This is a genomic window from Actinoplanes sp. ATCC 53533, assembly GCF_003947245.1.
Window position 1 is genome coordinate 18168 of sequence record NZ_QHHV01000139.1, and the last position, 22478, is coordinate 40645.

Here is a 22478-nt window from a genome sequence, read left to right on the forward strand (position 1 = left end):
TCGTGTGGAAGGCCAAAGTAGCACAATTGGCAGGACACTGCCGGTTGCTATGCTTCGGGGGTGATCACCCCCGTCGAGCGACAGATGCGGGCAGATGCCGCGCGCAACGCCGAACGCATCGTGCGAACCGCGCGCGCAGCCTTTGCCGAGGACGGGCCGGACGTGTCGCTCGACGAGATCGCGCGCCGTGCGGCGGTGGGCATCAGGACGCTCTACCGGCACTTCCCGCACAAGGGCGACCTCGTCCGCGCGGCCCTCGACCAGAGCATCGCCGAGGACCTCGCGCCCGCGATCGAACGCGCCCTCGCCGACGAAGATCCGCTGCGCGGCTTCCGTGCGCTGATGGAGGCCTCGATGGCCCTGGCGTCGCGCGAGCAGAACACGCTGGCCGCCGCCAAGAATGCCGGTTCCCTCACGGCCGACGTGTCCACCGCGTTCTACGAGGCGCTCACCCTGCTCGCTGAGCGGGCCCAGCGGGCGGGCCTGCTGCGCGCCGACATCGTTCCGGCCGACCTGCACCGGATCATGGCGATGCTCGCCAGCGTGCTCTGGAACATGGCACCCGACAGTGACGGCTGGCGACGCTACCTCGCGCTCCTCCTCGATGGTCTGTCGCCCCACGGGGCGAGCGTGCTGCCTCCAGCCGTTCCTCTGCTCAAGTCGGTGCGACCGGGCAACTGGGTTCTCTGACTTCGCCGCACAGCCACACGCGGCGCGGTGACGTGGTCCCGCCCGGCAGTCGATCTGGCCGGCCCGGAATATCGGTGGACGTGAAGTCAGTGAAGAACGCCGATGCATGGCGGCATATCTGGCATGATACTGACACTTCTGTCTGAAGGGTCCACGAAGGGAATGCCGCTATGGCTTTGTCCAATGTGCTGGATTGGTTGCAGACGTTGCCGGAGCCCGCGCTGCTCGCCGGCACTGCCGTACTCGTCATGGGAGAAGGGATCGTCGGGCTCGGGTTCGTCATCCCGGGTGAGGCCGCTCTGCTCATCGCGTCGGCCGCCGTCCGCTCCGTGAACGACTTTCTGGTCCTGTGGGCCGTGGCGGCGACGTTCTCCGTAGTGGGCAACGTCATCGGTTTCGAGGTCGGCCGCCGGGCCGGGCCTGCATTGCGCGACACCAGGCTCATCCGGAAACGCGGCACGGAGCGCTGGGACAAGGCCACGGACCTGCTGCGAAGGCACGGCTCGCGGGCAGTGTTCGTCGGCCGCGTGATCCCGTTCGTGCGCAACGTCGTGCCCGCCGCAGCTGGCGCGGCAGGCGTGCCCTACCGGATGTTCCTCGTGTCGGTGCTGGCGGGAGCCGCCGTCGCCACGGCGCTGCCCATCCTCTTCGCCGTGGCTGTCGCCCGGGGCGTGCGAGGCACCGACAGCGCGGTTGTCGCTGCCGTCTGCGGGGTGCTGGCGGTCCTCGTCGTTGCCCTCGTATGGCGAAGACGCCGCAGCGAGGCTGCGGCCCAGACGCCGCCGGAGTGAGCAATGCGGTGCCCCCCGGCGCTACCCGGGCAGGGCGCCGAGGGCACTACATCTGCGGTCAGAGGGTGAACACGAGGGTGGAGATGCTGCGCGCGGGCACGCTGACGGTGACCTGCCCACCGTTGACACTGGTCGGCTGGCTGGCCGCGTTGGCGTTCTGTGACGTGAGGTAGTACTCCGCCTTCGTGACGTTCTGCGGCGCCTGGAGCACGGCATTGGTGACCGCGCCGGCCGACCGGTTGAGGATGACCAGGGTGATCTTCCCGCCGCCCTGGTAGGCGGTCACCTCCAGCGGCGAGGCCTTGGCACTCTTGGTCAGGGCGACCCGCTGGTAGCCGGGGCGGACGTACTTGGCGTACTGCGAGAACGCGTACCCGCGCTTCAGTGGTGCCCCGGCGGTGGTGCCGTAGGCCGCCTCGCCGTCGCCGATGAAGGAGTAGAACCTCTTGCCGTACCACCAGATGTAGGCGTTCCAGTTGGCTTCCATCGATCTGTGCACCGTGCGCGTGATGTCGTCGAGGGTTTCGTCCCAGACCGCTTGGTTGCTGGGGTTGCCCCAGATGGCGGAGCCGCTGCCGTCGGCCTCGTGCAGGTTCCATTCGGTCATCCAGACCGGCTTGTTGTGCTGGGCGGCCAGGGCGTACGGCGCCAGCCGGCCCGCGCTTTCGGTGCCGTAGAGGTGGCCGCCGATGTAGCCGGTGTTGGTGCGGGCGGTCGTGTCGTTCAGGGTCGGATCGGTGTAGCCGTAGTTCAGGTTCACCGCCTCGGCGACCATCAGCTTGGTGTTGGTCACCTTCGCGCCCTGGTCGCGGACGAAGTTCCGCAGCTCGGTGCCGCTCCAGTCCATCGAGTCGTAGGCCGGGTGCCAGTCCGGCTCGTTCTGCACCGAGGTGACGTCGATCGGCACACCCTGGTCGCGCATGTACTGGACGTAGCTGTTCAGGTGGTTGGCGTAGTCGTCGTAGTAGTCGGTCTTCAGCTTGCCGCCGTTGATCCGGCTGTTGTTGGTCTTCCACTCCGCCGGCGCCGTCCACGGCGACGCGAGGATCTTCACACCCGACCCGTACGACTTCGCCGTCTTGAGGGCGTTCACCTGGGTCGGCCACTCACCGGAAACCGGTGAGATGCCGGTGCGCACGATCGAGAGCCCGAACTGGTTGGCGCCCAGCCCGACCAGCGTCTGGGTCTCGGCTGTCGACCAGGCGCTGCCCCAGATCGATACCGCGGCGCCGAACCCGTCGATCGTCTGGTATCTGGTGGCGCTGTTCACCGTGATGTCCGGCGCCGCGGGTGCGGTGGTCGGGGTCGTGGTGGGCGAGACGGTGGGTGGGGTGGTCGGCGCCGTGTTGCCGGTGCAGGTCACGCCGTTCACCGCGAAGCTGGTGGGAGCGGGGTTGCTGCCGGTCCACGACCCGTTGAAGCCGAACGCCACGGTGCCGTTGGTGGCGACGGCGCCGTTGTAGCTGACATTCTTGGCGGTGACCGCGGCACCGCTCTGGGTCAGCGTCGTGTTCCAGGCCTGCGTGACGGTCTGGCCGGCGCTGTAGGACCAGGTCAGGGTCCAGCCGGTGAGCGGATCGCCGAGATTGGTGATGGTGACGTCGGCGCCGAAGCCGCCCTGCCATTGCGACGACACCGCGTAGTTAACCGAGCAGCCCGCGGCTGCCGCGTCGGCCGGCAGTGCCACGACGACCGCGGTCGATGTCAGGAGCGCGGCACCGGCGGCGGTGATCCACCTTTTCGTCATGCTGGGCCTCCTCGCGAACCGCCGGCCCGCGCGGTGGCAGCCGGCAATCGTTGATCACTGCTGGGAGCGCTCCCATTGATGACGAACGATTGCAGAAACAGTCGTGAAACACAAGGACTGTTTCTGGTTTCGGCTATCCGGGCGGCGGCGCCGTGCTGTCCCGGACGACCAGCGTGGTGGCCAGCTCGACGTGGGCGTGTGCGACGGTCTCGCCGGCGGCCAGCGCCAGGACCAGCTCGGCGGCGGTGGTGCCCATCTCGGCGAACGGCTGCTGCACCGTGGTCAGCGGCGGACCGCACCAGCGCGCGTACGAGATGTCGTCGAAACCCACCACGCTCAGCTGGTCCGGAACGCGTGCCCCGGCCTGCCGGGCCGCCTCGTAGACGCCGAACGCCTGCAGATCGTTGCCGCACAGCACGGCGGTCGGCGGTGCCGACAGGCGGAGCAGCTCACGCCCGTGGTTGAGGCCGTCCTCGAACGAGAACCAGATCCCGGTACGGGTCAGGGCCTTCTCCAGCGGAAGCCGGGCGGCGTCGAGTGCCGCCCGTACGCCGTCGAGCCGGCTGCGTGCGCTCAGCCGCTCGGGCGGTCCGGAGATCACCGCGATTCGCCGGTGGCCGAGATCGAGCAGATGCCGCGCGGCGGCGATCCCGCCCTGCCGGTTCGCCGCGCTCACCCATGGAATCCGCTCCAGCGGCTCGCTCGTGGGATCCACGATGGCGAGCGGGATGCCGCTGGCGCTGAGCAGACCGAGCTGCTCCGGCGCGGCGCCCGGATGCACCGCGACCACGCAGGCCGGGCGGCGGGCCAGCAGATCCTGCGACCAGTCCCGGCCCGTCGACGCCTCCCGCAGCACGTCCGTGAAGCCCGCCGCCAGGCCGTGGTGCACGGCGACCTGCTTCACCCCGCGCATGATCTCCACCGCGAGATGGCTCAGCGTGCCGTAGAAGACCACCTCGACACAGGCCGCCCGGGTGACCTTCTCCGGCCGGCGGTAGCTCTGCGCGCGCAGCAGCTCCTCGACCCGCCGCCGGGTCTCCGGCGCCACCCCCGGGCGCCCGTTGAGCACCTTCGACACGGTCGGCGCCGACACCCCGGCGAGGCGCGCGATCCCGGCGACGGTCAGCCCGCGCTGCTGCCCCGGGCTCGCGAGGGCTCCCGTTGCCGGTCCGCGGCGAGGGCCGGCGTCTGCGGCGTCCTGGGCCGGGCGCCGTCCCCGAGCCGAGCCGGTCCGGGCCCGCAGTTCGCGGGTGGCCCGGACGTCCGCGAGCAGGCGGATGCGGACGGCCTCGGCGTCTCGCGCGGCGTCCGGGCCGGCCGGAACCGTCTCCTGGAGATAGCGCCGCTTCCGGGTGGCCGGATCGATGCCGGCGTACACCCGCACCCGCAGCGATCCGCTCGGCAGCTCCTCGATCTCGCCGCGGGTCTGTCGCCGCTCGCCGGATTCCCGTGTCATGGAGCCACCTTAGTGGCTCGTCCGTATAGCTCCATATCTAGCTCCACGACGGCGCGGGCGCTCACCGGTCGCGAGCCGTTCTCCCGCTGACAGTCCGCGAACCGCCGGCATCGGCGGAAGGCGCGAGATAGCCTGAGGGCCCTCGTTGTTCGGCCGACCGGTCCGCCGGGAAAGCGGGTCGACGTGCGTCATTCTGTGCTTGCCGGGGCCCGGCGCAGGCTGGTCGGCCGGGTGCGCCGCGGGACCGGTCCGCCGGAGGTCGCGGTCGCCGTGGCGACGACGAGCGGGCTGGCGGTCGTGGACGCCGCGACGGGGGACCGGATGGTGCTCGCCGGGCTGCTGGCGGTCGGCCCGTGCCTCGCCGCGGTGTCGGGACGGCCGCGCATCGTCGCGGCGACCGGGGCGTACGTGCTGGTGCTGATCAGCCTGCTCGCCTGGTGGCCCAACCGGATCTGGGGAACGCAGCACCACCTGCTGTACCTGGCGGCGACAACCGCAGTCACCGTGGTGAGCATCGTCGTGGCGGATCGGGTCCGGAGCCTGCAACGGGCGGAGAGCCGCGCGCAGGGGCACCGGCGGGCGTTCGCGGCGATCGTCGAGCACTCCGAGGACGCGATCATCGCCGTCGATCTCGACGGAACGATCACCGGGTGGAATTCCGGCGCGGAGCAGATCTACGGATACAGCGCCGCCGAGATGATCGGAGCCTCCAGCCAAGCCTTCCAGAGCCGGGTTCGGCCCGAGGGCGTGGACGCGTCGGACGCGCGCGACATCTGGGCGCGGATCCTCGCCGGCGAGCGGCACATCCGCTACGACACCCGGCGGCGGCACCGGGACGGCCGGGTCATGGACGTGTCGATGACGGTGTCCCCGATCCTGGACGACGACGCGGCCGTCGTCGGGATCTCCTCGATCTGCCGCGACATCAGCGCGACGAAGCAGGCCGAGCAGGCGCAGCGGGCCGCCGAGGAACGTTCCCAGCAGGCGCAGCGCATGGCCAGCCTGGGTCAGCTCGCCGCCGGGGTGGCGCACGACTTCAACAACCTGCTGGGGATCATTCTCAACTACACCGCGTTCGCGGCCGACCGGGCCGACGACATCGCCGACGACGCGATCGGTTCCGACCTGGGCCGGGTGCGGGTCGCCGCCGAACGAGCCGTGGGGCTCACCCGCCAGCTGCTCACGTTCACCCGCGAGGACACCGTCCGGCCGGAGGTCCTCGACGTCAACGCGGCGATCACCGAGGCCAGAGACCTGCTGGCACGCACCATCGGCGCGCACATCGAACTCATCGCGGTCCCGTCCCCGGTGCCGCTGATGATCTACGCCGACGCCGGACGGGTTCAGCAGATCCTGGTCAACCTGGCGGTGAACGCCCGCGACGCGATGCCCGAGGGCGGCACCCTCGTGATCGAGGCCGCGGCCGCCGATCCCGGCGAGCGGCAGCCGCCGCTGCGGCCCGCACCGACCGGCGGGCGGCACGTCCGGCTGCTCGTCAGTGACACGGGTACGGGGATGAGCACGGAGGTCGCCGACCGCATCTTCGAGCCGTTCTACACCACCAAACCGCGCGGGCAGGGCACCGGGCTCGGCCTCGCCACCGTCTACGGCATCGTCACCGAGGCCGGCGGCAGCATCCAGGTCTCGTCCGAGCCCGGCGTCGGTACGACCTTCGTCGTGTACGTCCCCCTCGTCGACGCGCCGGAGCCGTTGACACCCGGCGTCCCGCCGGGCCCGGCCCGGGTGCCACCGGGGCGGGGTCAGACCATCCTGGTCGTGGAGGACGAACCCGTGCTCGGGTACGGCGTCGCCCGCATGCTCGAAGGCAACGGCTACCGGGTCCTGTCCGCCGACGGGGCCGCCGTGGCGCTGGACCTGCACGCCGAGCACGGTTGCGACCTGCTCCTCACCGACATCGTCATGCCCGACACGTCCGGCCGGCGGCTCGCCGACCTCCTGCACCAGCGGGAGCCCGACCTGCCCGTGCTGTTCATGTCGGGCTACCCGGACGGGCAACTCGGCACGGCGCACCCGGGCGGCGAGGAAGTCACCTTCATCGAGAAGCCCTTCACCGCGGACCGGCTGCTCACCGAGGTGCACCGGGCGCTCGCCCCCGCGGTCGACGGCGCCGATCCGCTCGCCGCGGGCCCCGAGCGCCGGAACGTCGCGGGCTGACCCGCTCTACAGCGGACACTCGCTACGATCGGCGCCACGATGCGGCCACCACGGCCGCCCAGGGACCGAAGGGCGGCCATGGAAGACGCCGTCGTAACCATGCTCGCCATCGCCGCGGCGCCCGGTGCCATCGCGGGCATCTTCGGCGCGACCGCCGCGCATCGGCGAGGGCTGGGCCGGCGGTTGCGGCGGGCCGTACCCATGACCTGCCGGGAGCTGGCGGCCGCGGACCAGGCACCGAAGCTGGTCGTCGTGACCGGACGGGTCCAGCCCGGCCCGACCGGGCAGCTGACCGCGCCCGTCACCCAAAGACCGTGCCTGTGGTGGCGGGTGGACGAGACGCACACCTACGAGCAGGAACTCCGCACATACACCACCAGCGCGGTGACCCACCGCGCCCAGGCCATTGTGGAACTGTCCGACGACACCGGCTCGGTTCTGCTCGACGGCCAGGTGTTCGACCGGTTCCTCGCGGTGTACGACATCGACAACCCGACCGGGTTCCAGCTGGCGACGCACGACATCGTGAAGGGCGAACGCGGCGGTCGCCGGAAACTGCTCGCCCGCCTGAGCGAGCTGGGCATCTGCGACTACGCCGACGACCCGCCGGCGAGCTTCACGTTCCATGAGATGCGGGTCGACGAATACCGGAGGGTCACCGTGCTCGGCGCCCCGGTCCGGCACGGGCCCGGCTGGCGGCTGACCGCCCTGCGCGGCGGCGGCAGCTCGACCCAGGATCTGGCGACCCTGCTCGCGGACGCCGACCGCGAGGCGGCGGGCCTGTACCGCTTCGCGCGGGCATTCGCCATGGTCTCCGGCGGGCTGCTCGCGGTCGCCGGGGTGGCCCAGGTCGCCGTGCTCTGGTGAAGGGCCCACTCGGCGGGTTGGCTCATTCGCGGGCGCGGCCGAGGTAGCGGTCGGCGACCGCGGCGGGCTGTTCGGTGATCCGGCCCTCCGCCAGGTCGCGGGCCAGCCGCAGATACTGCGCGTGCGTCCAGGCCAGCGGCGTCGCGGAGAAGGTGGGTGTGCCGGGCTCGAAGCCTGGCCGCCCGGCCGGGGACGTACGGTCCCAGACCTGCTCGGGGAGCATGCCGCCCGGGCCGGTGGCGCGGGCCATCGCGGCCAGCCGTGAGGAGGCCGCGCCCAGGTCACCGGCGGCGATCTCGTACTCGCCGCGTTCGCCGCTGAGTAGCGGCCACGCCCGGCCGCGGGAGACGAGCGAGCCGTCGGGCTCGTTGAATTCCCACTGGCTGCCGTCGAGTTGCTCGCCGAAGCCGTCGAACGAGGCCCGGTGCCAGAAGAAGCCGCGCTGGGTGACCACGCCGAGCTGCGCGTCGACCACGGCCAGGGTGTTGACCACGTCGGCGTCGGAGGGCGGCAGGACGCCGAGGCGTACCAGATCGAGGAAGCTGGGATCGACCACTCGGCGCTGGTCCACGTCGACCGGGCCGCTGTCGCCGATGGCGTAGGTCGTGCCGGCGTTCGGGTTGCCGTCCTTGGTCAGGCGCAGGAAGTAGGGCCTGGCCGAGTACGGGCCGTTGGCCGTCACCGTCCAGGACTTGAGGCGGGCCCGCCACGAGTCGGCCGTCGCGAGATACCGCCGGGCCGAGGGCAGCTCGCCGTGGGAGCGCGCGATCGAGGCGGCGCACACCAGGCCGGCGATCGCCGTGGCGATGGTGTTGGGGGAGTAGCCCGACTGGTTCTCCCAGCGCTCCTGCGGCGTGAAAGGCGCACCGGGATAGCCGGCCAGGAAGTCGGCCGCCCGCCGGACCCCAGGCCAGGTGTCCGCGCGACCCAGCTGGTAGGCCAGCACGATGGGCAGCGCCACCTCGTCGAGTTGCAGGCCGCCCCACACGGGTGTGCCATCGACCTGGGAATTCTGGGGGAACGAGCCGTCCGGCCGCTGCTGCACGCCGAACAGGAAGTCGAGGGCGCGACCGGCGCCGGCCCGGTCACCGGCGGCGATCAGACCGGTGGCGACCTGGTAGAGATCCCGGGACCACACCAGGTGGTAGGGCCCGGACGGATCATCGGTGCCGAACGCCCACGGCGAGGCCGGCGCCGCGACGTACGCCCCGGGGTTGATCTTGTCTTCCGAGGCCGCGAGGATCAGCGCCGAGGTGCGGTAGAGCTGCCGCTGCGCGGCGCCGCGCAACACCCGCGGTGGATCGCTCAGGCCGGCCAGATAGCGCTTCCAGCCGTACGCGTAGGAGCGGGCGACGCTCCGGAAGCCCTCCCGGAGCGACCGGCGGGCGGTGGTCAGCGCGTCGGCGGCGGAGCCGGCGAATCCCAGCGCCAGGGTGGTGTGCCGCCCGCGCAACGCCGCCGTCTGCACCAGATTGCCGGCCGCGGCCGAGGAGTAGCGCCAGTCCATCCGCCCGTCACGCAGGTCGGTGAGCCCGTCGCTGACCCCGGCGAACCCGCTGGACGTAGCGGAGAAGGAGCCGGCCAGCGCGCTGGACACCGCGCCGTCCGTGGCTACGAGAGCCCCGCCGGAGGTGCGCCCCGAGTCGCCACCCCGGGAGTTGCCCAGGGTCGGATCGTAGATCGCGAACAGGTCGTAGCCCCCGGGCGCCGCGAAGGAGAGGTCGACCAGGACCGTCGACCGGGCCGGGTCGGTGGTGTAGTCGGCGGTGAGCCGCCACCGGGCCCCGGCGAAGGTCTGCCGGAAGCGCAGGCCGTCGAGTTGCTCGGTGCGGACGTCGGCCTTGGCGACGCCGCCCCGGAAGGTCACGACGAAGGTGAGGGACCGGGCGCTCGGGCCGCCGATCGTCGGATAGAAGATCTCGCCCAGCCCGCCCTCGCGCTGCACGGTCGCCCAGACCCGGCTCTCCCGCGTCCGCGAGGTGAGCAGCCCCGACTTGCCGGCGGGCAGATACTGCTGATCAACGCCGGGAGCGCCCGGGGCGGTGCCGCTCGCCGGGGTGGCGCCGTTCGCTGGGGTGGCGCCGCTCGCTAGGGCGGTGCCGCTCGCCGGGGCGGCGGGCGTGAGTCCGAGCGTGGCCACCAGCAGCAGGGGCATGGCCGGCAGGATCGGTGTCACATCGACCTCCTTGACGACAGGCTCTCTCGGTCTACACCGGCCGGTCCTAGATCGCATTCGCTCCCGGGCAGCCCGGCCGCCCCGCTGCACCGATCCCGACAACAGCGATGACAGCCGGTCCGGGCGATGGCATGCTGACGCGAATGAAGCAGCCGGTGCGGTTCGCCGCCACACCCGCGGGCGGCGTCGCATACTCGATGACGGGAAGCGGGCCGCCGCTCATATACGCGCTCGGCTGGGTGTCGCACCTCGGCGCGATGGGGGAGGACCCGGAGCACCGGCGGTTCGTCGAGGCGCTCGCCCGGGAGCACACCGTCATCCGGTACGACAAGATCGGCTGTGGCCTGTCCGACCGGTCCCGGACCGAATTCACTATGGAGTCCGAACTGGCGACGCTGGAAGCGCTGGTCGAGCACCTGGGACTCAAGCGGTTCGCGCTGTTCGGCTCCTGCGAAGGCGGGCAGGTCGCGGCGGCGTACGCGGTGCGGCACCCGGAGCTCCTGTCGGCGCTGATCATGTACGGCAGCTGCGCCCGCGGCGCCGACCTGGCCCAGGACGAGGTCAGGCGGTCGGTGTTGTCCCTGGTCCGGGCGCACTGGGGACTGGGCTCACGGGTGCTCGCCGACATCTGGCTCCCGGGCGCCCCCGCCGAGCAGACCGCGACGTTCGCCGAGGTGCAACGGGCCGCGGCGACCGCCGACATGGCCGCCGAACTGCTGGACATGTTCTACCGGTTCGACGTCGCCGACCTGCTGCCGAAGGTCCGGGTGCCGACACTCGTGGCCCACCGGAGGGGCAGCCGGGCGGTCCGCTTCGAACTCGGCCGGGAGTTGGCCGCGCTGATCCCGGGCGCGCAACTGGTCGCGCTGGAAGGCCGGATGCAGCCGATCTACGCCGAGGGCGCCGACGCCGCGGCGTCGACCCTGCTGTCGTTCCTGCGAGATCAGGGCGGCACGAGAGGCCCGAGGGTCGGCGGCGCCCCGCTGACCGCCCGGGAGCTCCAGGTCACCGACCTGATCGCCGACGGCTTCACGAACGCCGAGATCGCCCGGGCCCTCTTCGTGTCGGTCCGGACGGTGGACACACACGTCGACCACGTCCGCACCAAGCTCGGCGTCCGGGCCCGCACCCAGATCGCGGTCTGGGCCCGGCTGACTCCTTCCCGGTAGGTTCAGCTTCCGGCACGGCAGCGGCCGTTCGAGATCGGGTTCGGGGTTGGGCGCTGGCCTTTTGGTGCCGGCTGGGACTGGTCTGGCCTTTCGCTGCCTGCTGCGGCATCCCGCCTTTGCCCGGTATGCGGCGGTTACGTCGTGCCCGGCCGGGGTGTCGTCGGCGATGCAGTCTTGTGTCGGGCATGGGGTTATCCACAGGGCGCCTTCGTCCTGCCGTACGTCTGTGCCAAGTTGGTCGGGTGTTAGACCTGGTGTCCGAAGCCCGCGCCTGAACCGGCCCGCGGTCGACGCGCTGACGCGGGAACGTCGCTGGAACCACAATCTGCGCCCGCACATCCCCGTCGCTCCGGACCTGATGATCAAGGCAACGTGACTGATCACGCCGTTGAGGCAACCGGACAACCAAGAAACGTACTCATAGCCGAGATGAGCGCACCTGATCATGCCGAGGGGTGGGCACCCTGCCTTAACGTCGCAGTTATTTGGAATGCCACCAATCCAGGAAATCATGTAGATTCACTCTCGCGGGAGTCGTAACGACCCGAGCGCTGATGGTGTATGTACCGCTGATCCCTTTTGAAACACCGCTAAAGCGCCGACTTGTTGATCGTGCAAATTTGGCCGGCCTTCGTAAGCTTGACGGTAGTAGGTTCTGAGCTCATCTGCGAAGGGGCGCGCCATGCCTCGTCGAGGCCCACGCTGGATTTGGGGCGGTCGGATTGCCTTCTTCGCGCTGACGGTCGGGCTCATGATCTACCTGACCGAGGCCGGCTTGGACCGTGCGGACAAGATCGCAAGTCGTCTTGGAGCCGTCGCTGCGGTTCTTGCCTTGGGCGTGCCCTACCTATTACGCCGACCGCAGGAAACGACAGCGGCGAACCGAGACCATATCGAGCAGACCGGTAAGCCTCCACGCGTCCAGGAAGCAGCATTTCTTCAGTATATCGATGGCTCGTTTCCCGGATTTCGAAATTTGAGGATGACTGGAATGAGGCAATGCCGTCGTGCCGAATTGCGGATGTGATGGCTTGGATGTTGCAGCGATTGGCGAGGCAGGGTTGTGGACTCGGGCTGTGTTGTCCGCACCGCTGGTGGGTCAGCGTCGCAGGGCCGCATCAACTCGGTCGACGTTGTCCGACCAGGGCCGCGCGGGAACGACGGGGACACCGATCCGTGTGGCCCGGACTGACAGCTCAGCATCGAAACGCGCGCTCACGACGGCGCGGAGCCGTTGCTCTGCTGCACCTGACTCGCGGGCCAGGTAGTTCGCGACGATCTGATCCTCGTCCGGCTCAGAGATCACCACCGTCCTGACCCTGTCATCGAAGCCGGCCGCGAAGTCTGGCAGCAGGTAGTCGCCCTCCATGACAACCGGCGCCGCGGACTCGATGTGATCGGTGATGACGGCTTCGATCCCAGACCGCATCGCCTCCGCCACAGCGATCGTGTGCTCGACGATCCGCGCCGGCGTCCACTGCCGCGCTGCGATGTTCGTGTCCCACAGATGCAGCGTCGGCGACTGCTCGGGCGTGGTCAGCGCCTTGACAGCGGTCACCATGTCGTCGACTTCAGCGAGCGGCACGCTATACCGGCGGGCCAACGCGATCGCGATGTGCGACTTACCGATGCCAGACGCGCCACAGATAAGCGTGACGGTCCAGGAGGGGGCAGGGACAAGATTACCCATGCGAATGATCTTTGCCGATCACCGCAAGCCGACCCGGACGACCCGGTCGTCCATCCTCTTCTGCCGCGATGTGCTCGCTGCGGAGCGTGGCTCTCTTCGGTTGGGCTGGCCTGCTCGTTCTCGCCGGTGGGCGGTGGCGGGAAATCGTCGGGTGTGGCCGGTGCGGGTTCGGTAGCGTTGCCGCTCATGATCGAGTTGGTGCAGGAGCACACGATCCTGGCGGTGGGGTGGTCGGGTCGCGAGCGTACGGGCTGGACGGGCCTGGCTCTTATCATGACCGGCGGGGTGTGTACGCGGCGCTGACGCGCTGGTTCTGGCACCTCGAGAAGCCGCCCACCCACCTCGACGGGCCGGCCGTTAGCCGAAGGGCGGTCGGTGCACAACGGCTGGCGGGCTGCCAAGGGCGACTGTCGCCCCAGCGCCACCAGCAGAACGGCCAGCGCCGCTTTCCTGATCGCGACTCGTCCCCGGGTGCCGCGAGCGCCTGCGAGGTGGGCCCGGAACTGAAGGACGTGCGACCGGAGGCTCTGCCAGTGGACCTTGTCCGGCGGGTTCGCGACTATGGCTCGGGCCGGCCCGGCTGTGACAGCGCCCGGTTAGGATCGCCTGCTGTGGCTGAGATCGATGGCGTCGACCGGAGTTTCGCTCTTGCCGCGCTGCAAGACAACGGCTTCGTTGTGCTGCGCGCGTTGCTGTCCGATGCCGAGCTCGCCGCAGCCCGCGATCACGCGGATGACCTTCTGAGCGGGGCCGGCTGGAGCGACAACGATTTCGACGGCCGGCGCACCAGGCGTGTCTACTCCCTGCTGAGCCGCGCCGGTTCCCTCGAACCGCTGCTGCTCCACCCCGAAGTGCATCACCTCGTCACAGCGGGCCTGGGTGAGGTCTACCAGTTCGGCATGCTGTTCCTGTCTGCCGTGGATCCGGGCCAGGGTGCCCAGCAGCCGCATTTCGACGCGGGGGTCTACCCGCTTCCCCGGGAGGTGGAAGCAGAGATCAACGTCATCTGGGCACTCGATGACTTCACCCCCAGCAACGGTGCCACCTTGATCGCTCCGGGCAGCCACCTCTGGACCGCCGGACGCCGTCCGCAGCCGCAGGAGCTTGTTCCGGCGATCATGCCCGCCGGCAGTGCGCTGGTCTACAGCGGCCGCCTGTGGCACGCTGCCGGGCACAACAGCGCCGAGACCACACGCCGAGCCCTGATCTGCGAGCACGTCCTGCCCTGGCTCCGTCCCGCCGACAACCACATCCTGGCCACCGGCATCGACCAGCTACGGGGTCTGACTCCCGACCTTCGGCGCCTGGCTGGAGTGGCGCCGGCCAGCGATTACCTGGGATTCGTCGCGGGCCAAGACCTTGAGCAATGGCTGCGACAGGCGTCTTCTGACTGACATCCGCCGATCCGCGTTCGCAGCCGAGCGCCCACCAACGAACGGAGGCGCAGATCTGCTGACAACGCCCCAACTGACGTGGTGGGCGTTCCCATCCCTGGCCGAGGTGCCGCAATCTCTGAAGTATGACGGCGAGTGCAGCGCGCACCGTATCGATCAGGTTGATCGTGACGTCGTCGATGTTGCCGACCTCGTCGACGACACCGGCGGTGGGTGAGACGCCGCTTGATCGTCCCCGACGGAGACGATCACGATGTCGTTCGTGGACCCGCACATTTCTGGCATGACCGAAGGAGCCAGCCAGGTGATCGCTGCTCGATACCGGTTGATCGAACGGCTCGGTCACGGTGGCATGGGGGTGGTGTGGCGGGCCCGGGACGAGGTCCTGGCCGCGAGGTGGGGGCAAGGAGATCCGTCTGCTGACTGACGGGTCGCCGCCGGCCGGCCTCGCCCGTTGTTCATCAACGACAACAGCGCTGCCCTCACCGGCGGCGGCGTCGCCGCGGTCGACTCCACCGCGACCACACTCACCCAAACCGCTGTGACGTCCAACAGCGCGGGCCAGAACGCCGGCGGCGTCTACCGCCGGAACGGCACCATGACCACCACCGGCTCACCGATCAGCGCCAACACGCCGGACAACTGCGTCGGCAGCGCTCCGGCGGCTCCCACCTGCACCGGCTGATCGTCGCGCGCCAACGGACTCCATGCCCGTGCGCCGGCTGCCGAAGGATCGGCAACCGGCGCACGATCCTGCGACCACTGAGCGCATCGAACGCACGGCGGGCAACGCTGTGCCTCCCGACAAAACCGTCCGTGCTGGTCGACATGAGACGGTATGACTACGCGATGGTGCACTGCGAGGCTTCCCTTCGAGAACGGCCGCAGCCGCAGCCGGGCCGGACCTCAGGGCCGTCGGCTGAGATTCGTCTTCACCTCGATCTCTCGTAAGCCCTGGTCGGTGGCGACGACCAGGGCGCCGGTGACGGGGTCGGCGGCCGCCGCGTTCGCCGTGCCGTCGACCGGCAGCACGGCGAGAGGATTGCCGTCGTTGGTGCTGAGCAGCACGACCGTGCCGTCGAAGCCGAGTGCGATCATCTCGCCGTCCGGGGTGATGCACGGCTTCGTGAACCAGCCCATCGGCGCTCCGACCGCCGCCAGCGGCGCGCGCATGCCAGTCGTCTCGGCGTCGATCGCACGCTGCCAGATCACGTTGCCGTCGGTGTCGGTCAGCAGCACGTCGCCGCGCCAGCCGGGAGCACGTCGCTCGTTGTCGATGGCCGAGGTTTCCCAGATCACCAGGTAGCGGCTGTCCGGGGTGAACACGGCGGCCGGGATCGTGTCGCGGGCCGGCCGCTCGATCTCGGTGACAAGCTCGAGCCCTCCGTGGGCCGTGACGCGGTCGATGCGTACGTGGGCGCCGCCCTGGAACGAGCAGGTCGTCGCGAGAAGCGAGCCGTCGGGAGAGAAGTTCACGCAGTTGGTCCGCTCGCCGGCCTCGGCGTCGGCGGTGATCTGCCGGGTGTCCGGGTCGAAGAGCACGACCCGTTCGGGGTGGCCGGCCGCGGCCAGCCACCGGCCGTCCGGGGAGAAAGCCAGGGCGGTGACGTCCTCAAGCCCACGGAGCGGCTCCGGGTCGGTGAGGTCGTCGTCGCGAAGTTCGGCGAGGGCGTCGACGGGTGCGACCGCGATCAGCCGGCGTCGCGGATGGACGGCGAGGTCGTGGATCGCGGCGTGCTCGGTCGGGACGATCACCTCGGGCCGTGACGGCCGGTCGAGCCGCCAGCGGACCAGGGTCGCGTGTCCGGCGACGCTGTAGGCGACGCGTCCGTCTCTGCCCATGTGTAATGCGCTTTGTGCGCTGCCGGCGATGATCGTGGGACTGGTGGGCTCGGCGAGCGATCCGCCCGCTGCCGCCAGGAGGGTGCGTATCTCCTGCGGTCCGCGGCTGCGAGCGAGGTGGATCGGGCTGCTGCCACCGTGATCGCGCACGACCGGGTCAGCGCTCTCTGCCAGCAGGAGCGCGACCAACTCGGTGTCGCCGTCCCAGACCGCACGATGCAGCGGCGTCTGGCCCTGGTCGTCTCGGGCCTCGATGTCCGCGCCGGCGTCCAGCAGCACTCGCGCCTTGGCTGCGCCGGCATGGTGCAGCGGCGTACCCCCTCGATGATCCCGCGCGCTGAGCGAGGCACCGCATCGCAGTAGGACTGCGGTTACCTCGCGGTCCTGGGCGCAGTGCAGCGGCGTTTGCCGGAACTCGTTGTGCTGATCGGCAGTGACGTCGCGACCGGCCCGGAACAACAACTCGGCGATCTCTCCGGTCGCCGCGCGGTGCAGCGGCGTGTCCCCGTTGTCGCGCCGGACTCGGGCATCAGCTCCCGCCTCGAGCAGCATCCGGACCGCGCCGGCCGATCCCGCGGCGGCGGCCGCGTGCAGCGGTGTCTCGCCCATCCACCCCCGGGCGTTCACCGCTGCCGGATCCTCGTCGAGCACCCGGCCCAACACAAGCAGATCGCCGTCTCGCGCGGATGTGATCACCGTCGGCTCCTGCACCGGTCACCGCCCTATCGGCATCTGCGCTGCCGCACTACCTGCTTTGTGCGCTGCCCTTACCCGTCCTTGCGGTCCAGCGCGATCAGCGGGATCCGGCGGGTCGTCTTGGCCTGGTAGCCGGCGAAGCCGGGCATTGCCGCGATCACCCGGGCCCAGGTCTGCTCGTAGTCGTCGCCGGTGATCTCGGCCGCGCGGACCTTGAGGGTCTCCGAGCCGAGCTCGATCGTCGTGTCGGGGTTGGCCCGCAGGTTGAAGAACCAGTCCGGATGCTGCGGGGCGCCGGCCTTGGAGGCCGCGATGACCAGACGGTCGCCGTCGTCGTAGTAGGCCAGCGGGTTGACCCGGACGGTGCCGGTCCGGGCGCCGGTGTGGTGCAACAGCAGCAGCGCGTCCCCGAACTGGGCGACCCCCTTGCCGCCTCGGGCGCGGAACTGCTCGATGATCGTCGTATTCCAGTCACTCACCCCGACAACTTATCCCGGTGATCGCCGCCGGAACCCCAGGCATGATCACAAAGGCTGCTGCCGTAGTAGGTATTTTCGCGGGATCTCCGCGCGGAAAGCCGCCCATCAGCTCCGTAAGGCAACCGATTCGGCCGCCCGGCCCGCGCCGATAGCGTCGGGTCATGTCGAACGGAGAGATCGTTATCGACCCGGCCTTCGAGGGGCCGGCCGGGTCCGCGCACGGTGGCTACACCTGCGGGACGCTCGCGCCGTATCTGTCGGCCGACGCCGAGATCACGTTGCGCGCGCCGGTGCCGCTCGGGACCGCGCTGAAGCTCGCGCCTTACGACGGCGGTCTGGCGTTGCACGACGGGCCGGCAGTAGTCGCCGAGGGTTCGTCGACGCGGTTGGCGGACGGTGCGCCGGAACCGCCTGCTTTCGCCGAGGCGCTGGCGGCCACCGCGTCCTTCGCGGGGCTGCGCTCCCACCCGTACCCTCGGTGTTTGGGGTGTGGCACCGGCCGCACGGACGCCGTGGCGCTCCGGCTCTTTCCGGGCCCGCTCGGCGGGCGGGATCTCGTCGCCGCGGTCTGGTATCCGGGCCGTGACGCCACCGCCGGCGGCCTGATCCGGCCGGAGTTCGCGTGGGCGGCGCTGGACTGCCCGGGTGGCTGGGCGGCGGTTCGCTTCGGGCGGGTCGACCGGCCCGCCGTGCTCGGCCGGATGGCGGCGCGGCTGCTGGAGCCGATCGCGGCGCAGAGCGCGCACATCGTGGTCGGCTGGCTGGCGGGCGTTTCCGGCCGCAAGCTGACGGCGGGGTCGGCTCTCTACTCCCGGGACGGGGTTCTGCAGGGCTTCTCGCGGCAGACCTGGATCACGGTCGCGGAGCCCGGGACGCGGTCATGAGGCGGGGCGTCGCGGTCACCCCGTTGGAGATCCGCCGCGATGTCATCGTGCGCGCGGCCGTGCTCGCTGACGAGCTTGGCTACGAGTTCTTCTCCGTCGCCGAGGGCTGGGGTCTGGATTCGACCATCCTGCTGGCCGAGCTCGCCGCCGCGACCCGGCGGATCACGCTCGCGGCCGGCGTTCTGTCGGTCTGGAGCCGCTCGCCCGCGACGATCGCGATGACCGCCGCGACCCTGCACCGGCTCTCCGGTGGCCGGTTCGTGCTCGGGCTGGGCGCGAGCACCCGCCAGCTCGTGGAGGGCTGGCACGACATCGGGTACGACCGCCCGGCGGCCCGCCTGCGAGCCGTCACCGGTCGGGTTCGCGCGCTCCTGGACGGTGAGCGGCTGGCGCCGTCGGCCGTGCCGGCGGCCAGGGCGCTGCGGCTGGGCCAGCCGCCCGTGCCCGAGCTGCCGATCTGGCTCGCCGCGACCGGTGAGCGGACCCTCGGGGTCGCCGCCGACCTGGCCGACGGCTGGTATCCGCTGTATCTGCGCCGCGACCGGGTGCGCGAGCTCGGCGCCAGCATGAACGCGCGGCGCGCGGCGGCGCGCCCGATCACCGTCGCGGCCGGGCCGTTCACGGTCGTCGACCCGGACCTCACGGCGGCGCGGGCGGTCGCGGCGGCGAGCACCACGGCGTACCTGGCGGCGATGGGCGACATCTATCCCCGCGTGCTCGCGGGTCAGGGTCTCGCGGCCGAGGTCGAGCTCGTCCGGTCCACCAGGACGATCCCGGGCGAGGCGCAGATCCTGCTCGACGAGTTCACCGCCTACGGCACCGAGGCGATGGTCCGGGAGCAACTTGAGCGGTGGGACGCGGCGGTCGACGTCACCATGGTCGGGCTGCCGCCCGGCCTGCCGTGGCCCCGGATCGAGGCCACGATCCGCGCCGCCGCGAGCTCCACGCCCGGCTAGCGCGCGTTCGCCATCAGCAGCTCGCGGGTGGCCTCGAGGTGGGCGCGCATGGCGTCCTCCGCGGCGGCGCCGTCGCGGGCCAGGACGGCGGTGACCACCGGCTCGTGCTCGGCGTGGATCTCGGCCAGGCTGCGTCCGCTGGCCGTGGTCGGCGGGCCGAGCAGGGCGGTCGTGGTGCGCAGCTGCTCGACGATGGCCGCGGTGCGCGGCTTTCCCGAGGCTCGGAGCAGCAGGTCGTGCAGGGCCCGGTCGGCTGGCCAGAAGGCGGCGTCGTCGCCCCGGCCGGCCGCGGCCGCCATGGTGGCCAGGGCGGAGCGGATGGTGGCGTGCTGCTCGTCGGTGGCCTGCTCGGCCGCCAGGCGGGCGGCGGGCGGTTCGAGGGCGAGGCGGATGCCGATGATCTCCTCGACGTCGTGCGCCCGTGGCGGCAGCACCCGGAAGCCGCGATTGCGGATGATCTCGACCAGCCCCGCCTCCGCGAGCCGGAGCAGCCCCTCGCGGACCGGGCTGCGGGACACCCCGAGCAGGCCCGCCAGCTGGTAGACGGAGTAGGTCTGCTCGGGCACGAGCTCGCCGGCGGCGACCCCGTCGCGCACCGATTGGGCGACGGCGCCGGCGAGGGAGGTCGCCTCGGGCGGGAGGGCAAGCTCAGGCATGAGTAACATGTTACCCATGAGCGACCAGTCCAGCAGCAGCGTGGCGGCGGCCCTCCGGCAGGCCGGCCTCGAGGTGCGGTCCGACGCCGGCACCCGCGGCATGTACGCCTCCGACGCCTCGCTGTACCGGATTCCCCCGCTGGCCGTGGTGCGGCCCCGGCACGTCGACGAGGTGGCCGCGGCGCTGGCCGTCGCCCGGGAGACCGGGGTGCCGCTGACGTCCCGGGGCGCGGGCACCTCGGTGGCGGGCAACGCCGTCGGGCGCGGCATCGTGCTGGACTTCTCCCGGCACCTGAACCGCGTGCTCGAGGTCGACCCGGAGGCCCGGACGGCGGTGGTGGAGCCCGGCACCGTGCACGCCGTCCTGCAGAAGGCTGTGATGCCGCACGGTGTCCGCTTCGGGCCGGACCCGTCGACCCATCCGCGCTGCACGATCGGCGGGATGATCGGTAACAACGCCTGCGGCTCGCGGTCGCTGGCCTACGGCCGCACCTCGGACAACGTGGCGGGGCTGGAGCTGCTGACCGCCGCGGGCGAGAAGTTCACCACCGGACCGGCGGGCGTCCTCGGCGCCGAATCGACGATCTCCGCCGTACGGGAAGTTGTCGGCGCCCGGCTGGCCACGGCCCGGACCGAATTCGATCGATTCGGCCGGCAGGTTTCCGGCTATGCCGTGCAGCACCTGCTGCCCGAGCGCTTCGACCTGACCCGGGCGCTCGTCGGCTCGGAGGGGACGCTCACGGTCATCACCCGGGCGACCGTCAAGCTGGTCGTGGACGCCCCGGTGCGGGTGGTGGTCGTGCTCGGCTTCCCGGACATCGTCGCGGCCGGGGAGGCGGCTCCGGCCGTGGTGGCGCACGGCCCGACGTCCTGCGAAGGGCTCGATTCGCGGCTGCTCGACGTGCTGCGGGCCCGGCGCGGCCCGGACGCCGTCCCGCCGCTGCCGCGCGGCGGTGCCTGGCTCTTCGTCGAGCTGGCCGGCGACGAGGCCGGCGAGGTGGCGGCGCGGGCGCGTCGGCTCGCGGCCGACGGCATCGCCGGCGACGCCCTGGTGGTGATCGATCCCGCCACCCAGGCCCGGCTGTGGCGCATCCGGGAGGACGGCGCGGGCCTGGCCGGGCGGGCACCGTCCGGCAAGCCCGCCTGGCCCGGCTGGGAGGACGCCGCCGTCCCGCCGCAGCGCCTCGGCGCCTACCTCGCCCGTTTCGACGAGCTCGTCGCCTCGTACGACATGACGTCCGCCCCGTTCGGCCACTTCGGCGACGGGTGCATGCACGTCCGGCTCGACCTTCCGCTGGACCAGCCCGGCGGGACGAAGATCATGCGGGAGTTCCTCACCGACGCGGCCCGGCTCGTGGGTGAGTTCGGCGGTTCGCTGTCGGGCGAGCACGGCGACGGCCGCGCCCGATCGGAGCTGCTGCCGCACATGTATTCCCCGGACGCGATCGCCCTGTTCGCCGGGATCAAACACGCCTTCGACCCGGGCAACCTGCTCAACCCCGGCGTGCTGGTCGATCCGGATCCGATCGACGCCGACGTCCGGCCCGCGGGACACTTCCCGCTGAAGCAGCTGGCCATGGCATACCCGCACGACGACGGCGAGCTCGGGCAGGCCGTGCACCGCTGCACCGGCGTCGGCAAGTGCCGCGCCGACAACTCCGCCGCCGGCGGCGTCATGTGCCCCTCCTACCTGGCCACCCGCGAGGAGAAGGATTCCACCCGCGGGCGCGCCCGGGTGCTGCAGGAAGTCGTGCGTGGCGAGCTCGCGTGGTCGGACCCGTCGGTGCACGACGCGATGGACCTGTGCCTGTCCTGCAAGGGCTGTGCCTCCGACTGCCCGACCGGCATCGACATGGCCACCTACAAGTCCGAGGTGCTGCACCAGACCTACCGCCGCAAGCTGCGGCCCCGCTCGCACTACACGCTGGGCAAGCTGCCGCTCTGGGCCCGCCTGGCCGGCTGGACGCCGCGGCTGGCGAACCTCGCCGTCCGGCTGCCCGTGCTCGGCGGGTTCTTCCTGTGGCTGGCGGGTGTGGACAAGCGGCGTTCGGTGCCGGCCTTCGCCCGGCGCCCGTTCCGGCGCACCTTCGTGAAAAACGCGGCCGAGGGCCGCAAACCCGTCGTGCTCTTCGCCGACTCCTTCTCCGACGCCTTCTCACCCGAGGTCGCCGAGGCAACGGTACGGGTGCTGCGCGCCGCCGGGTACGAGCCGCGACTGCCCTCCGGGTCGGTGTGCTGCGGCCTGACCTGGATCACCACCGGTCAGCTCGACGCGGCGAAGAAGATCCTTTCTCGTACGGTCGCAGCGCTCGCCGCCGACGCCCACGACGGCATCCCGATCGTCGGCATCGAGCCCTCCTGCACGGCTGTGCTGCGCTCCGACGTCCACGAGTTGCTCCCCGGTGACGCCGACGCCAAGGCGGTGGCCGGCTCGGTGCGAACCCTCGCCGAGCTGCTCGCGCAGACCCCGGGCTGGACCCCGCCCGACCTGTCCGGCGTCGACGTCATCGCCCAGCCGCACTGCCACCACCACGCCGTCCTGGGTTGGAAGGCCGACGCGGACCTGCTCGCGTCCACCGGGGCCCGGGTGCGGCGGCTGGCCGGGTGCTGCGGGCTGGCCGGAAACTTCGGCGTCGAGATCGGCCACTACGAGGTCTCCGTGGCCGTCGCCGGGCAGAACCTGCTGCCCGCCCTCGACGCCGCCCCCGGCGCCGTCGTGCTGGCCGACGGATTCTCCTGCCGCACCCAGGTCGCCGACCTTCGTGACCGCCCCGCCGTGCACCTGGCCCAGCTGCTCGATCGCTGAGGGA

Annotated in this window: 19 protein-coding genes and 1 pseudogene; 13 read left to right on the forward strand and 7 right to left on the reverse strand. The window is 71.2% G+C overall.

Features of this window, described 5'->3' with window-relative positions; genetic code table 11:
• Nucleotides 1-60: 60 nt before the first annotated feature.
• Together DMB66_RS38895 and DMB66_RS38900 are read left to right on the forward strand one after the other, a co-directional pair.
• Complete coding sequence (locus DMB66_RS38895) at nucleotides 61-690, forward strand: TetR/AcrR family transcriptional regulator (protein WP_199752882.1); 630 nt, start codon at nucleotides 61-63, stop codon at nucleotides 688-690.
• 170 nt (nucleotides 691-860) lie between these two features.
• Nucleotides 861-1481 (forward strand): DedA family protein, encoded by a 621-nt coding sequence (locus DMB66_RS38900; RefSeq protein WP_125809134.1) that lies wholly within the window; start codon nucleotides 861-863, stop codon nucleotides 1479-1481.
• 58 nt (nucleotides 1482-1539) lie between these two features.
• Here the strand turns inward: DMB66_RS38900 and DMB66_RS38905 are convergent, their stop codons facing one another.
• Nucleotides 1540-3228 (reverse strand): cellulose binding domain-containing protein, encoded by a 1689-nt coding sequence (locus DMB66_RS38905; protein WP_125809135.1) that lies wholly within the window; start codon nucleotides 3226-3228, stop codon nucleotides 1540-1542.
• A gap of 133 nt (nucleotides 3229-3361) precedes the next feature.
• The gene (locus DMB66_RS38910; protein ID WP_125809136.1) at nucleotides 3362-4684 is read right to left on the reverse strand and encodes a LacI family DNA-binding transcriptional regulator; all 1323 of its coding nucleotides are present in this window, start codon (nucleotides 4682-4684) and stop codon (nucleotides 3362-3364) included.
• 183 nt (nucleotides 4685-4867) lie between these two features.
• Here DMB66_RS38910 and DMB66_RS38915 point away from each other — a divergent pair, with 183 nt between their 5' ends.
• Nucleotides 4868-6859, forward strand: a complete 1992-nt coding sequence (locus tag DMB66_RS38915) for a PAS domain S-box protein (protein WP_125809137.1) — start codon at nucleotides 4868-4870, stop codon at nucleotides 6857-6859.
• A gap of 78 nt (nucleotides 6860-6937) precedes the next feature.
• Nucleotides 6938-7726, forward strand: coding sequence for a hypothetical protein (locus DMB66_RS38920; protein ID WP_125809138.1), 789 nt, complete (start codon nucleotides 6938-6940; stop codon nucleotides 7724-7726).
• Nucleotides 7727-7748: 22 nt separating this feature from the next.
• On the opposite strand, the gene DMB66_RS38925 is transcribed toward DMB66_RS38920, so the two are convergent.
• Nucleotides 7749-9902: a glycoside hydrolase family 15 protein gene (locus DMB66_RS38925; protein WP_233625149.1), complete on the reverse strand. Its 2154-nt coding sequence runs from the start codon at nucleotides 9900-9902 to the stop codon at nucleotides 7749-7751.
• 143 nt (nucleotides 9903-10045) lie between these two features.
• Here DMB66_RS38925 and DMB66_RS65350 point away from each other — a divergent pair, with 143 nt between their 5' ends.
• The gene (locus DMB66_RS65350) at nucleotides 10046-11071 is read left to right on the forward strand and encodes an alpha/beta fold hydrolase (RefSeq protein ID WP_158647515.1); all 1026 of its coding nucleotides are present in this window, start codon (nucleotides 10046-10048) and stop codon (nucleotides 11069-11071) included.
• Between the two features lie 751 nt (nucleotides 11072-11822).
• The gene (locus DMB66_RS38935; RefSeq protein ID WP_125809140.1) at nucleotides 11823-12098 is read left to right on the forward strand and encodes a hypothetical protein; all 276 of its coding nucleotides are present in this window, start codon (nucleotides 11823-11825) and stop codon (nucleotides 12096-12098) included.
• Nucleotides 12099-12170: 72 nt separating this feature from the next.
• Here DMB66_RS38935 and DMB66_RS38940 read toward each other — a convergent pair whose 3' ends face one another.
• Nucleotides 12171-12761, reverse strand: coding sequence for an isopentenyl transferase family protein (locus DMB66_RS38940; protein WP_125809141.1), 591 nt, complete (start codon nucleotides 12759-12761; stop codon nucleotides 12171-12173).
• Nucleotides 12762-12947: 186 nt separating this feature from the next.
• On the opposite strand from DMB66_RS38940, the pseudogene DMB66_RS62985 reads away from it, so the two are divergent.
• The 4 genes and pseudogenes from DMB66_RS62985 to DMB66_RS38950 form a co-directional block, all read left to right on the forward strand.
• Nucleotides 12948-13126: pseudogene (locus tag DMB66_RS62985) on the forward strand (DNA polymerase beta superfamily protein); the annotation flags it as partial.
• Nucleotides 13127-13372: 246 nt separating this feature from the next.
• Complete coding sequence (locus DMB66_RS38945; protein WP_199752885.1) at nucleotides 13373-14155, forward strand: phytanoyl-CoA dioxygenase family protein; 783 nt, start codon at nucleotides 13373-13375, stop codon at nucleotides 14153-14155.
• A 283-nt stretch (nucleotides 14156-14438) separates the two neighbouring features.
• Complete coding sequence (locus DMB66_RS61665) at nucleotides 14439-14582, forward strand: hypothetical protein (protein WP_158647516.1); 144 nt, start codon at nucleotides 14439-14441, stop codon at nucleotides 14580-14582.
• A gap of 27 nt (nucleotides 14583-14609) precedes the next feature.
• Nucleotides 14610-14840 carry a hypothetical protein gene (locus DMB66_RS38950; RefSeq protein ID WP_125809143.1) on the forward strand — a complete coding sequence of 77 codons (231 nt, stop codon included), beginning with the start codon at nucleotides 14610-14612 and terminating at the stop codon, nucleotides 14838-14840.
• Nucleotides 14841-15061: 221 nt separating this feature from the next.
• On the opposite strand, the gene DMB66_RS38955 is transcribed toward DMB66_RS38950, so the two are convergent.
• Nucleotides 15062-16693, reverse strand: a complete 1632-nt coding sequence (locus tag DMB66_RS38955) for an ankyrin repeat domain-containing protein (protein WP_125809144.1) — start codon at nucleotides 16691-16693, stop codon at nucleotides 15062-15064.
• 71 nt (nucleotides 16694-16764) lie between these two features.
• Entirely contained in the window at nucleotides 16765-17172 is a 408-nt protein-coding gene (locus tag DMB66_RS38960; RefSeq protein WP_125809145.1) for a nitroreductase/quinone reductase family protein, read from the reverse strand.
• Nucleotides 17173-17333: 161 nt separating this feature from the next.
• On the opposite strand from DMB66_RS38960, the gene DMB66_RS38965 reads away from it, so the two are divergent.
• Both DMB66_RS38965 and DMB66_RS38970 read left to right on the forward strand, forming a co-directional pair.
• The gene (locus DMB66_RS38965) at nucleotides 17334-18056 is read left to right on the forward strand and encodes a hypothetical protein (RefSeq protein WP_125809146.1); all 723 of its coding nucleotides are present in this window, start codon (nucleotides 17334-17336) and stop codon (nucleotides 18054-18056) included.
• The gene (locus DMB66_RS38970) at nucleotides 18053-19012 is read left to right on the forward strand and encodes an LLM class flavin-dependent oxidoreductase (RefSeq protein WP_233625150.1); all 960 of its coding nucleotides are present in this window, start codon (nucleotides 18053-18055) and stop codon (nucleotides 19010-19012) included. The genes DMB66_RS38965 and DMB66_RS38970 overlap by 4 nt, the downstream gene beginning before the upstream one ends.
• Here the strand turns inward: DMB66_RS38970 and DMB66_RS38975 are convergent.
• The gene (locus DMB66_RS38975) at nucleotides 19009-19668 is read right to left on the reverse strand and encodes a GntR family transcriptional regulator (protein WP_125809147.1); all 660 of its coding nucleotides are present in this window, start codon (nucleotides 19666-19668) and stop codon (nucleotides 19009-19011) included. The two genes, DMB66_RS38970 and DMB66_RS38975, sit on opposite strands and share 4 nt — an antisense overlap.
• Here DMB66_RS38975 and DMB66_RS38980 point away from each other — a divergent pair.
• The gene (locus DMB66_RS38980; protein ID WP_199752883.1) at nucleotides 19667-22474 is read left to right on the forward strand and encodes an FAD-binding and (Fe-S)-binding domain-containing protein; all 2808 of its coding nucleotides are present in this window, start codon (nucleotides 19667-19669) and stop codon (nucleotides 22472-22474) included. The two genes, DMB66_RS38975 and DMB66_RS38980, sit on opposite strands and share 2 nt — an antisense overlap.
• Nucleotides 22475-22478 lie beyond the last annotated feature (4 nt).